Here is an 11885-nt window from a genome sequence, read left to right as displayed (position 1 = left end):
TGCCGAACTCGACCGCGAGCTCCACGCCCAGTTTCTCCAGGTACCGCGCGTCGGACAGCCAGAGCACCGGCTCGGACACCTGCCGGGCCAGGGTGTCCCGAATCTCCCCCACCGACCGCGCAGGCTCGCCGGTCACGTTCGTCGCCACCGCGAAACGCGGCTCCTTGAACTCGACTCCGGCCAGCACACCGGAGAGCTTTTTACCGGCTTCCTCCACCAGCGAGGTGTGGAAGGGGCCGCTCACGTTCAGAAGGACCGCCCGCTTGGCCCCCGCCCCCTTGGCCAGCTCAACGAAGCGCTCGAGGCCCGGAACCTCTCCGCCGACGACTATTTGGTTCGGAGCGTTGACCGTGGCCAGTTCCACCCGTCCGGCCCCCCGAGCCTCGGGGATAATTTTCCGAACCTGGTCCTCGTCCAGGCCGATGACGGCGGCCAGGGAGCCCGGGTTTTTGGCCGAGGCGTCGCGGATGAGCTCGCCGCGCAGGCGGACGAGGCGCAGGCCGTCCTCGAAGGAGAGGACCCCGGCGGCGGCGTAAGCCGAGTATTCACCCAGGGAGTGACCGGCGGCCACGGTCCAGTCCAGGTTTCCGACCGCTTCCCTGAAACAGGCCCAGGCAACGTAACTCACCAAATAGATGGCCGGCTGTGTGTTCTCGGTGGCGGTCAGATCTTCGTCCGGCCCCTCGAAGCAGAGTTTTTTTATCGAAAAGCCCAGCGCTTCGTCTGCGCGCTCGAAGAGCTCCCGCGCCACGGGGAAGGCGTCGAAGAGGGCCCGGCCCATCCCCACGGTCTGCGAGCCCTGTCCCGGAAAGACGGCGGCCGGCTTCATTTGGTCCTCTCACATTTTTCTAAAAAGACCCCGTCGCAGACCGTCGGACCGGACGGGGGTAGGGGGTGGTTCTTTACTCCAGAGAGAAAACGATCCCGGCGCGGATGTCCAAATAGGAGGCCCCGGCGTTGTCCCCCCACTCCACCTGCTCGCTCTCATCAATGTCTATCGTCTGAAACTCCCCGGTGAAGTGGTAGCCCACCGCAAGGTTGGCGAACATGATGGAGTTCAGCCTGTACCCGCAGCCCAGCTCGGCGTGAAAACCTTGGGCCGTGAGAAAGCCGGCGCCCTGGGTGTCGGTGATGGAGGCGTCCAGGGTATAACCCACCGCGGGCCACAACCGCCACTTCTCGCCGATATCCACCTCGGTGAAGAGGTCGAGGGTGAAGAGCTGGTGCGACATCGGGACCGTCTTCCCGCCGGGCAACAGCCACTCGAAGGGGGAGAACCCGAGCGCTGCCTTGACCCCGATGATATGGGCGACGGTGAGGCCGAGGTCCAGCCGGGCCAGGAAGCCCGCGTTGTCAAGCCCTTCCGTTTGTACGCCCCGGATATTCGGGGCGAGCAGGCCGACCCCCAGCCCGATGATGAAGCCCAGAACCTGTTCCTTACTCTCTTCCTGAGCCTGGAGGGGCGCGCACAGGGCGATCGCTAGAAGCGCCGTCAATGCGATTTTCCCTACGGGCACGGATATCCCCTTCGGGCTCGGATACCTCGTGGGCTCTGAATTCGCCATATGCATCGGCCACCTCTGTTTGAACACCCGCCGGCCACCGGTTCAGCTTACCAGTTACGTCCCACCGGGTCAATCGGGACGAGGAGCGGACCCGGTCGGCGGAGGCTCGGAATGAAACGAGGTAACACCCCGGCTCGACTGTGATGCCGCAGCCGCAAAAAGCCCCGGTGCGCCGGGGCTTCTGGAGTGCAAAACGACGGGATCAGATGCACCAGCGCAGGAGGTTGGCGGCCCAGGCGAAACCCGCCCCGAAGGTGGTGGTACAGACCAGGTCCCCCCTCTTGAGCCGGCCCGTGCGGTATGCCTCCTCGAAGCAGATGGGGAGGGTGGCGGCCGAGGTGTTCGCCTGCCGCTGGATGTTCACGAAGGCGCGCTCGGGGGGGATGTCGAGCCGTTTGCGCACCGCCTCGATGATCCGCAGGTTGGCCTGATGGGGGACGAGGAGATCCACGTCCTCCTCTGTGTAGCCGGCCTTCTTGAGCACCTCCTGGGCGCCCTCGACCATGGCGCGCACGCCGCCCTTGAACACGTCCTGACCGGACATGCGGACGTAGTGCATCCGCTTGTCCACGGTCTCGTGTGTCGCGGGGTTGCGGGAACCGCCGCCGGGTTGCCAGAGGTGCATGCCGCTGCCACCGTCGGCCTTGAGGAAGTGGGCCAGGATGCCCTCCCCCTCATCAACCGGCGAGACGACAACCGCTCCGGCGCCGTCGCCGAAGAGCACGCAGGTGTCGCGGTCGGTCCAGTCCGTGATTCGGGTCAGTAACTCCACCCCGACAACCAGGACGTTCTCCATGATTTCGGAACGGATGTAGGCGTCCGCGACGGAGAGCGCCGAGGCGAAACCGGCGCAACCGGCGCTCAGGTCAAAACCGCCGGCATTTCTCGCCCCCAGACGGTCCTGCAAAAGGCAGGCCGTGGCGGGGAACATGTAATCCGGTGTCACCGTCGCCACGATGATGGCGTTCAGGGCCAGGGGGTCCAGACCGGACATCTCCAGGGCGGCCTGGGAAGCGGCGAAGGCCATGTCGCTGGAGGCTTCGTTGTCGGCGGCGATGTGCCGCTCCCACATGCCGGTCCGCGTCTTGATCCACTCGTCCGAGGTGTCCACAATCTTCTCGAGATCGAAGTTGTTGAGCACCTTCTCGGGAAGGTAGGCCCCCACTCCGATGATACCCGCGCCACGTGCCATGTCTAACCCCGTTTTGTTAAACCCCATCCCAGGCGCGGACGATTCTGGCCGGTACGCCCATGGCCACGACCCCGTCCGGGATGTTCTCGGTTACGACGGCGCCGCTGCCGACCATGGAGCGGGCGCCGACCTTGAGATAGGGATTCACCGTTGCGTTGGTGCCGATGTAAGTGTACGCCCCCACCTCCACGCCCCCGGCCAGGACCGCCCCGGGATGGAGGTGGGCGTGATCGCCGATACGGTTGTCATGATCCACCGAGGAATGGGTGTTTAGTACGACGTCCACCCCCAGCTCGCTGCCCGGATTCACGACCGCACACGCCATGACGCAGAGCCCGTCGGGGATTACCACGTCGGCGGCGATCACGGAGTCGGGGTGCACAACCGCCGGCAGCGCGTAGCCCAGGGAACGGGCTTCATCGAAAAACCGCGCCCGGATAGAGTTGCGCCCGATGCCGACCACACAAGCCTCGACCCCCCTGGGACGCTCACGCATCAGCCCCGTGGGACCGAGAATCTCCACCCCGCCCAGTTTCGAGCCCCGTTTGGCCGGATCGTCGTCGAGAACGGCAACCAGGACCAAGCCGGGTGTGAGGTGGATTATATCCGCCAGCACCTTGGCGTGTCCACCGGCACCGATGAGCAGAGTCGGAACGCCTGCCATGGATCCCTCTACTCCCCGTGGGGGTCGAGTTGCAGATTCGCGGTGATTTTCTCGTTCACCTTTTCGTCCACCAGACGGCGGGCCATCTTCAGGGCGTTCATCACCGCCTCTGCGTCGGAGGAACCGTGGGCGATGATGCTCGTGCCCCTCACGCCGAGAAGCGGCGCTCCGCCGATGGAGCTGGGATCGGCCACGCGGCGGAAGTGGCGGAAGGCCGGTTTCATCAAAAGACCACCCAGGGTGACCAGGGGCCGGCCCCGCATGCCCTCGCGGAGGTGGTGAACCACCCAGCGCGACGCCGATTCGGAGAACTTCAGCAGCACGTTCCCGACGAAACCGTCGCAGACCAGGACATCCGCCCCGCCGGTATAAACGCCTCGCCCCTCGACCATGCCGATGAAGTTGATGCCCGGGGTCTTACTCAGGAGCCGGTGGGCTTCCACAACCAGCTCGTTGCCCTTGGCGGCTTCCTCGCCGATGGATACCAGGCCGACCCGAGGATTCTTGACCCCGAAGATGTGCCGGAGATAGAGGGTTCCCATGACGGCGAAACCGACGAGGTGGCTGGGCCTGTTCTGGGAGTTGGCTCCGGCGTCAATCAGAACCCCCCACCCGTGAGTGCCGGGGAAGGCCACGGCGATGGCCGGCCGCTCCACTCCGGGCAGACGTCCCAGGTGGAGGATCGAGCTGGCTACCTGGGCTCCCGTCGAACCGCAGGACACCAGGGCGCAGGCTTTCCCGTCCCGGACGAGGCGGGTGGCCACGGCGATTGAGGCGTCGCGCTTCCTCTTCAGGGCATATGTCGGGCTCTCGTCCATGGCCACGGTTTCGGCGGCGTGGACGATGGAAAAGGTTCCGGGGGGCACGTTCCGGCGTCGCAGCTCCTCCTCGACCTCCTCGGCTTGACCGACGAGGGTCACCGGACCTATCCCCGCGCGCAAAGCCAGCCCGGCACCATCTATCTGTGCACCCGGCGCGTCGTCGCCGCCCATGACATCCAGGGCGATGGGTGAAGCTGTCGCGACGACTTCAGCCTTCTCCGACAAGGGTTTTCCTTGGAGGTATATGCAAGCGGCGCGGCTCGCCCCGGCCCCGCGCCTTCAAGGATCGAATCAACCTGCGGACCGCCGCTTCGGTTCATGGACCGGGCAGGGGCTCTACTCCTCCTGCTTAACGGGGATGATGATCTGGCGCCCCTTGTAATAGCCGCAGGAGGGGCAGATTCGGTGCGGGATTTTGGCTTCTCCGCAGTTCGGGCAGGCGGTCAGGGTGGGCACCAGGATGCTGCTCACCCAGTGGGCCCGGCGCATGTCCCTCTTGGAGCGCGATTTCCTTCTCTTCGGCACGGCCATATCAAGCTCCTCGTGTCTAAGATGGCTTTCCGCGACGGCAGAGCCGTTTACCTACGACGGCGCAGCCGCAATCAACCGGTCACGGAGGCCATGACGATGTCTTTAGTGTCCCGGGCTATCACAAGCTCTTCGTTGGTGGGGATGACCCAGACGGATACTCGGGAACCCTCGGTCGTAATCACGCCCTCTTTACCGGACCCCGGCTTGAAGGTATTGGTGTTGAGCCGTTCGTCGAGTTCCAGCCCCAAGTACGAGAGCGGTTTGCAGACGAGGGCGCGGACGATGGAAGAGTTCTCACCGACTCCCGCGGTGAAGACGACGGCGTCCACGCCGTTCAGGGCGGCCGCGTAGGCCCCTATGTACTTCCGGACGCGGTAGGCGTAGATCTCCATGATTTCGCGGCAGAGGGGATCACCTTTTACGTACTGCCCTTCCACGTCCCGCATGTCTATGTACTTGTCGCTCGAGAGGCCCATTATGCCCGACTGACTGTTCAGGAGGTAGTCCACCCTGTCGGGGGAGAAGCCCTCGTTCCTCATCAGAAAGACCGGGATGGCCGGGTCTATGTCGCCGCAACGGCTGCCCATCACCAGGCCCTCCAGGGGGCTGAAACCCATCGAGGTGTCCACGCTCTTCCCGCCGCGCACCGCCGCCATGGAAGCCCCGTTTCCCAGGTGGCAGGTGATTATCTTCAGCTCCCCGGTAGGGCGACCCATGAGGTCGGCGCAGCGCTCGCTCACATAGCGGTGGGAGGTTCCGTGGAAACCGTACCGCCGCAGGCGGTATTTCTCATAAAGCCAGGCCGGTACGGCGTAAAGATAGGCCGTGCGCGGCATGGTCTGGTGGAATGCGGTGTCGAAAACGCCGACCTGGGGGATGTCGGGTAGGATCTTGGTCGCCGCGTCTATTCCGTTGATGTTGGCCGGGTTATGCAATGGAGCCAGGGGGATGCACTTCTCGAGAACCTTGTGCACGTTATCATCTATGAGCATGCTCTCGGTCATCTCTTCCCCGCCGTGGACGACGCGGTGCCCCACGGCGTCTATCTCCTTGATGGACGCGAGGACACCCGTCTCGGCGTCGGTGAGCTGATCCAGGATGACCTTGATGGCCTCGGCGTGGTCGTTCACATCGGGCGGTTCCTTTTCGAGCTTACCCCCGGCGGTATTGTATTTCAACCGGGCCTGCCCCGCGCCGATCCGCTCGACGATTCCCTTCGCCAGCACTTTTTCGGTGTCGATGTCGAGTAGCTGAAACTTTACCGAAGAGCTACCGCAGTTCAAGACCAAGACGTTCATTGGTGGGCCCGCAGTCTTTGGCTGGTTTTAATCGTCCCCGCCCCAGGGGGGCGGGATTCTTCGGAGCGGCTTTTGGAGCGGTAGTTTAGCACCCGAGCCCCCGATAGTCAAGAACGGGCTGACCCGGATACACATTCCGTCGGTCGGCCCCCAAACCCACCGTCGGCCGCTGAAGAAGCCGCGCCCGAAGGCAAAGCGGATGGTCCGGGCCATCCGCTTCGGGAGGTGCGCAAGGGGGCGGCGGGTTACCGAGTGACCACCAGGGGCGCGCTCGCGCTCACACCGCCGCTCGTGGCCAGAACGAAGTACGCCCCGGAACGGAGCCCCGCGGTATCCACGGCTAGCTCGTGCCGTCCCGCGGTCAGGGTGCCCGAGAAAACGGTTCCCACGCGGCGCCCGGCCGTATCGTACACGGCCACCTCGACGTTTCCGGTCACGGGAAGATCGAAGCTCACCACCGCGCCGTCGCTGGCCGGGTTGGGGTTGATCGAATTTACGAGGATCCGAGGCGGAGAATGATCGTCAATGTTGCCCTCCCGGGGCACGGCGTCGTGACGGTAATAGAGATCCCAGCCCGCATCACCCGTCGTGGTGTGCACGTAGACGAGGTTCAAATCACCTTTCAACCCACTCGAGAGTGATATTCCCATGTTGTCGCCGGTGGTCGATCCGAAGAGCTCCGGGGCGCTCTCCCCGTTCAGACCCACCGTGGCCTGGTACAGGCTGATGTTGCCCTCGGTCCCCTGACCCCACACCACCCGGACACCCGAGCGGCAGGTGGCCAGAGCGGGCTGTGTGACGTAGAAATCACCCACACCACTGACCGGCATGTCCCGGATGACCCAGACGTCTTCGGGATCATCGAGATTCTTCACCGAGTATCTGACCTGGGTGGGGGTGTCGGGATCGAATAAAAGGTTGGACACATCCGGAATCCCCGACTCCACATCCACGACGTTGATCTGGGACAGGAACAAGTAGTTGTTGTAAATCACGGTGTCCTGCGGGACTCCCCGCCCGAGGTTGAGCTCGTCAGTCCAGGTGCCGTCGGGGCTGAGCTTTTTGTAGTAGATGTAAAAGTCATTCCTGGCGGTTCGTTCGTCGCCCCAGAAGAGGTGAAGATTCCCGGCGTCGTCCAGGACCATGCACGGGAACCAGCGGAAGAAGCGGCCGGCGTTGGTGAGCTGGTAATCCTCCGACCACTGGCCGTTTTCGTAAGACCGGTAGTAGAGCTCGAAGTCGAGGTAATCCCCGTTCCTGCCGTCGCTCCAGACGAGGTGAACCTTCCCTCCGGGTTCGGCAAGAACCACCGGAACCAACGAACCGGAGCCGACCGTTACCACAAGCGGTAAATCCTCGCTCCAGGTGCCGGCAGCGGCGTCGTAACGACACCAGAAAACATCGGCGTACGGATACCCCAGGCGGTAGTCGTACCACACTACGGTCATGTTTCCCGCGGCGTCGATCGCAATCGAGGGGACGTGGGACATGTTCTCCCCGTAGCTGAGACGCAGCGGCTCCGACCAGGTTCCGCCCCGGTTGTTCATGTAGTAAATTTCGCGGTTTCCCGGTTCATCGAAGTCGGAGAAGAAGACTACGTGGAGGGTTCCGCGGCTGTCCACGACCTGACTGTTACTGCTGGGGCCGCCGACGAACTCCACCGCGTCGGTAGCGACGATGGCCACCGGATCGGACCAGGTGTTCGCGAACACAACCCCGACCAGTAGGAAGAGCATCAGCATCGCGTTTTTCATCTTCGCACCTCCGGTTCCATTATTCCCTACTAAATTAGCCGAAAAAAAGCTTTCTGACAAGGCGGATTTCCCAAGTATTTCGCTTTAGCTCACATTTATTTAACGCACGCACCGTGCCACCTTCATCGGGCCGACGGCCGTGGTTTTGCATTCTCCCAACTTCAATGCGGTGAACAAGATGCGCCTTCGCTCCTTGAAACCGAACGAACGATGCGCCGCACCGACGGGAAGAATCGGGAGGCGGGTTCTACTACACCCGTTACACTTCCTCCCCTCACTGGGAAGAAATATTAAAAAAGGGGGGGCGAATCGCCCCCCGACGTCGAACCCCGCTCACGGGCTCGGCCCCCAAACACCGCCATCACCCCCGTCATCATCATCGTCATCGTCGTCATCGTCGTCGCCCGTGGACGGTCCCCAAACGTCTCCGTTGTCGTCGTCATCGTCGCTCCCGGGGCTCCAGGTTCCGTCATCGTCATTATCGGCCTCGGCGGGGGGGCAGAACGCGGCGAAAAGCACATCCAAGAGGCAGGAGGCGACGGCCTCCCCGGCACCGCTCTCCTCCACCCCCGCCTCCGCCTCGTATCATAATTAGAACTCCACCACCGAGAGCCCCTCGGTCGTGACGCTCACGAAGCGCGTCTCCAGGGGTGTACCCTCGCCGTCGTAGAGGGTGAGGCGGTGGGAACCCGAGGTCAGCCGCAGCTCGAGCCCGTCGGGGGGAACGACCCCCACGGAATTTCCGTCCACGGCGGCGGTGAATCCCCGCCCGTCGCAGCGGACGATGAGCCTCCCCCAAGCGACCGTCTCTTCGACGACCGGCGGGAATTGGCGGTGGAAGCCCTCGACGGCGGCGGCGGTCAAGAGGGGGAGCACGTCGGCGGAGGTGCCCGTGAAACTCCGCTCCTCGAGAATCTTGCCGTTCACCCCGACCAGGTAAAGGCTCCAGTCGCCGTCGGTCTCGATGAAGACGAAGAGGACGACGCGGGCGCCGTAATCGGCGGCGGGATCGAGGTAGGGGGTGAAACCGCGGGTGCGCTGCTCCGGACCCCAAACACCGGAATCGGGCTCATCCGCCACGGTCCCGCTGTAGACCAGGTCCATATCCCCGCCGAAGGTTTTCTCCAGCACCCCGTCGGCGTGACCGGCCTCGGCGGACGCGTCCCCCCGCAGGTCCACCACCGGCGCCAGGGCGATTCTCTCGCCCTCGGTGGAGAAGACCCGCAGCTCGCCGCCCAGGGATACGAGACACAGAATCACGACGAAAAAAGCAACTCGACGCACCTTAAACCTCCCTCAGCGGTACGGGTTAATTATATCAGCAAATCCGCCCGGCTCCCGGTAAGTCTTTATTTCACCGGGGCTCTGTGGTAGCATCCACTTTTTGCCCGCGACCGCGGATACCCGTGGAAACGGCCTCGGGCTCACCATCGGCGGTTTCCCGGTGCGAAGACTTTTGATCGAGGACGCCCTGGACATCGCGGAGGAGCTCTATCTGGGGGTCGCACTGGACCGCGCCGCCTACGCCCTCACCCTCATCGCCTCCCGGGAGGGAGGAGTAGAAATCGAGCGCATAGCCGAAGAACGGCCCGAGGCCATCCACCGGCTCACGGTGGGGATTGACGAGCCCTTCTACCCCCACCAGGGCGTGGCGCTGGGGAAAAAGATCGGCCTGGAGGGGGAGCTCCTCTCGAACTTTTCCACGATAACGACGCGTCTATTAAAGCTCTTCCGCGCCCTGGACGCCAAGATGGCCGAGATCAACCCCCTGGTCGTAACCCAAGAGGGGAAGATCGTCGCGGCCGACGCCCGCGTCAACGTGGACGACGACGCCCTCTTCCGCCAGCCGCGGCTCGAGGCCCTGGCCGGCGGCGGACGGCACGAGGAGGGGGAGCTCACCCCCCGCGAGAAGAAGGCCCGGGAGCTGGGCATCCCCTACCTGGACCTGGACGGCGACATCGGGATGTTCCCCGGCGGGGCCGGCTTCGGCATCATGGGCAACGACTTCATCAACTACTTCGGCGGCCGGCCGGCCAACTTCATGGACTCCGGCGGCGGGCACACCCCGGAGCGCCTGGCGGCGATGCTCAAGCTCCTGGAAGACAACCCCGACGTCAAGGCCATCTTCGGCGCCCGCTTCGGCGGCGTCTCCCGCTGCGACGACTTCGCCCGGGGCGTGGTCATGTTTCTGAAGGAGCACGGCCTGTCGAAACCCATGGCGCTGCGCTTCACCGGGAACATGTGGCGCGAGGGCGTCCGCATCTTCACCGAGGAGAAGGAGCAAAACCCCGAGCTGTTCGAGAAAATCGAGTTTTTCGGCATCGAAACCCCCATCGAAACCGTGGCCCAGCGGGCCGTCGAGCTGGCCCGGGAGGCCGTTTAGCGAACCTCTCCGCATGTCTCCTCGCCCCTTTGTGGAGAGGCATTCGCCTACGGGCTAGGGTGAGGGGTATAAGCGTCGAATCCTTAAAACCTGGAGGAAAAATGCGGCGGCTCATCGTTTTAGTCTTGATTCTCGGCCTCGCGCCGGCCTTCGCCCTCACCGACGACGACGCGGTGAAACTCCTGGTGGACCTCTACACCGTGTCGTACACCGGCCGGACCGAGGCGGAGATTTTCGCCGCCTACGGGACCACCGAGGCGGAGATGAACGCGTACTACGACTCGCTCCCCGCCAAACGGCAGGACGAAATCACTGCGCGGATTGAGGCGGGCTACTACGCCTTCCTGGACTCCCGCTTCGAGGTTTTTTACGGTAAGGCCCCCGCGCTCTTCACCGCGCCCTCTCTCGGCGGCGAACCCTACGAGCTCGCCGGAGATTTGGGTGACAAGGTGCTCTTCATCAATGTCTTCGCCACCTGGTGCCCGCCCTGCGAGGAAGAGATTCCCAATTTCGTGGACCTCATCGAGGAGTACGGCGGCGCGTTCGGCGTGGTGGGGGTCAGCGTGGACGATTATCTCGAGGTGGGCGGTTTGACCGAATTCGCCGAAGAGCATGGGATAAATTACCCCCTCGTCCTCTACACCCAGACCAACGAGAAGGCCCAGGTCTACTACGCCGCGGACAGCATCCCCACCACGTGGATCGTGGACCCCGAGGGGCTGGTGCGGAAGGTCATCGTCGGGGGCCGGAGCAGAGAGGAATTCAAGGAAATCATTGATACGTATCTGGGCGGCGATTGACGCCGCGGTCTCCCTATCTCCCTCTCCCTCCCAGGAAGGGGCATTCGCCCACGGGCCGGGGTGAGGGTCGGCTTGAAAAACGGGCGGGTCTAAAGACCCGCCCCTACGGAACCAATGGACGGCGGGCGGTTTTTCTCGCCGTCTACGTGTGTTTCGTGACCTACTTGGTGCACACCGGCTGAAATTTTTTGTGATTTACACTAGATTGTGATAACCTCTTTTTAACTCTGGAGGTGGTTCGATGAGGGATGTATCGAGACTGATACTCATTCTAGCCTTGGTGCTCGGGGCGGGGCTCCTCGGCTGCGCGGAAGTGCCCACCGGCGATGGGGACGGAGACTTAACCGGCCGCATCGCCTTCACCTCCTACCGCGACGGAAACGACGAAATCTTCGTTATGAACGCCGACGGGAGCAGCCAGACCCAGTTGACTTACAACGACTGCATTGACGGGTCTCCCGCCTGGAGTCCCGACGGCAGCCACATCGCCTTCACTTCCGACCGCGACGGGGACGCCGAGATCTTCGTGATGGACAGCGACGGGCGCAACCAGACCCAGTTGACCTACAATGGCAGCGATGACGGACATCCCGCCTGGAGTCCGGACGGCGGCCATATCGCCTTCCACTCCGTACGCGACGGGGACTGGGAAATCTTCGTGATGGACGCCGACGGGAGCAACCAGACCCAGTTGACCTACAACGTAACCAGTGACTGGGATCCCGACTGGAGCCCGGACGGCCGCCACATTGCCTTCGCTTCCAACAGCAACTGGTACAGCGATATCTACGTTATGAACGCCGACGGGAGCAGCCAGACCAATGTGACCAGCAACTTCAGTAGCAACGATCAACATCCAGCATGGAGCCCAGACGGC

General features: G+C 63.4%; 13 protein-coding genes. 3 read left to right on the top strand and 10 right to left on the bottom strand.

Annotated elements, in window-relative coordinates; all coding sequences use genetic code 11:
• The 10 genes from fabD to NTW26_04190 all read right to left on the bottom strand — a co-directional run.
• A partial coding sequence (gene fabD, locus NTW26_04235; protein ID MCX7021480.1) for an ACP S-malonyltransferase occupies nucleotides 1–829 on the bottom strand: 829 nt, incomplete at its 3' end.
• Between the two features lie 73 nt (nucleotides 830–902).
• Complete coding sequence (locus NTW26_04230) at nucleotides 903–1517, bottom strand: hypothetical protein (protein MCX7021479.1); 615 nt, start codon at nucleotides 1515–1517, stop codon at nucleotides 903–905.
• Nucleotides 1518–1767: 250 nt separating this feature from the next.
• A complete protein-coding gene (locus tag NTW26_04225) occupies nucleotides 1768–2757 on the bottom strand; it encodes a ketoacyl-ACP synthase III (protein ID MCX7021478.1) in 990 nt (329 codons plus the stop codon).
• Nucleotides 2758–2773: 16 nt separating this feature from the next.
• Entirely contained in the window at nucleotides 2774–3421 is a 648-nt protein-coding gene (locus NTW26_04220; GenBank protein MCX7021477.1) for an acetyltransferase, read from the bottom strand.
• A gap of 8 nt (nucleotides 3422–3429) precedes the next feature.
• The gene (plsX, locus tag NTW26_04215; protein MCX7021476.1) at nucleotides 3430–4467 is read right to left on the bottom strand and encodes a phosphate acyltransferase PlsX; all 1038 of its coding nucleotides are present in this window, start codon (nucleotides 4465–4467) and stop codon (nucleotides 3430–3432) included.
• 111 nt (nucleotides 4468–4578) lie between these two features.
• Entirely contained in the window at nucleotides 4579–4773 is a 195-nt protein-coding gene (rpmF, locus tag NTW26_04210; protein MCX7021475.1) for a 50S ribosomal protein L32, read from the bottom strand.
• A 71-nt stretch (nucleotides 4774–4844) separates the two neighbouring features.
• A complete protein-coding gene (locus NTW26_04205) occupies nucleotides 4845–6071 on the bottom strand; it encodes an acetate kinase (GenBank protein MCX7021474.1) in 1227 nt (408 codons plus the stop codon).
• 245 nt (nucleotides 6072–6316) lie between these two features.
• Nucleotides 6317–7825 (bottom strand): T9SS type A sorting domain-containing protein, encoded by a 1509-nt coding sequence (locus NTW26_04200; GenBank protein MCX7021473.1) that lies wholly within the window; start codon nucleotides 7823–7825, stop codon nucleotides 6317–6319.
• A 333-nt stretch (nucleotides 7826–8158) separates the two neighbouring features.
• Nucleotides 8159–8392: a hypothetical protein gene (locus tag NTW26_04195; GenBank protein ID MCX7021472.1), complete on the bottom strand. Its 234-nt coding sequence runs from the start codon at nucleotides 8390–8392 to the stop codon at nucleotides 8159–8161.
• 24 nt (nucleotides 8393–8416) lie between these two features.
• The gene (locus NTW26_04190; protein ID MCX7021471.1) at nucleotides 8417–9109 is read right to left on the bottom strand and encodes a hypothetical protein; all 693 of its coding nucleotides are present in this window, start codon (nucleotides 9107–9109) and stop codon (nucleotides 8417–8419) included.
• Nucleotides 9110–9269: 160 nt separating this feature from the next.
• On the opposite strand from NTW26_04190, the gene sucC reads away from it, so the two are divergent.
• The 3 genes from sucC to NTW26_04175 all read left to right on the top strand — a co-directional run.
• The gene (gene sucC, locus NTW26_04185) at nucleotides 9270–10208 is read left to right on the top strand and encodes a succinate--CoA ligase subunit beta (protein MCX7021470.1); all 939 of its coding nucleotides are present in this window, start codon (nucleotides 9270–9272) and stop codon (nucleotides 10206–10208) included.
• A 101-nt stretch (nucleotides 10209–10309) separates the two neighbouring features.
• On the top strand, nucleotides 10310–11008 hold the full coding sequence (locus tag NTW26_04180; GenBank protein MCX7021469.1) for a TlpA disulfide reductase family protein: 699 nt from the start codon (nucleotides 10310–10312) through the stop codon (nucleotides 11006–11008).
• Between the two features lie 241 nt (nucleotides 11009–11249).
• Nucleotides 11250–11885, top strand: a 636-nt coding sequence (locus NTW26_04175; protein MCX7021468.1) for a hypothetical protein, incomplete at its 3' end; no start/stop codon positions are given.

This window comes from bacterium (assembly GCA_026398675.1).
Lineage (GTDB): Bacteria > RBG-13-66-14 > RBG-13-66-14 > RBG-13-66-14 > RBG-13-66-14 > RBG-13-66-14.
The sequence above is the reverse complement of the archived record's forward strand: the minus strand, read 5'-3'. Positions and strand labels throughout refer to the sequence as shown.

Bases quoted from the DNA above. Each gene is read 5' to 3' on its own strand.
- NTW26_04225 (MCX7021478.1), bottom strand. From the start codon at position 2,757: ATGGCACGTGGCGCGGGTATCATCGGAGTGGGGGCCTACCTTCCCGAG.
- NTW26_04220 (MCX7021477.1), bottom strand. From the start codon at position 3,421: ATGGCAGGCGTTCCGACTCTGCTCATCGGTGCCGGTGGACACGCCAAG.
- rpmF (MCX7021475.1), bottom strand. From the start codon at position 4,773: ATGGCCGTGCCGAAGAGAAGGAAATCGCGCTCCAAGAGGGACATGCGC.
- NTW26_04205 (MCX7021474.1), bottom strand. From the start codon at position 6,071: ATGAACGTCTTGGTCTTGAACTGCGGTAGCTCTTCGGTAAAGTTTCAG.
- NTW26_04200 (MCX7021473.1), bottom strand. From the start codon at position 7,825: ATGAAAAACGCGATGCTGATGCTCTTCCTACTGGTCGGGGTTGTGTTC.
- NTW26_04180 (MCX7021469.1), top strand. From the start codon at position 10,310: ATGCGGCGGCTCATCGTTTTAGTCTTGATTCTCGGCCTCGCGCCGGCC.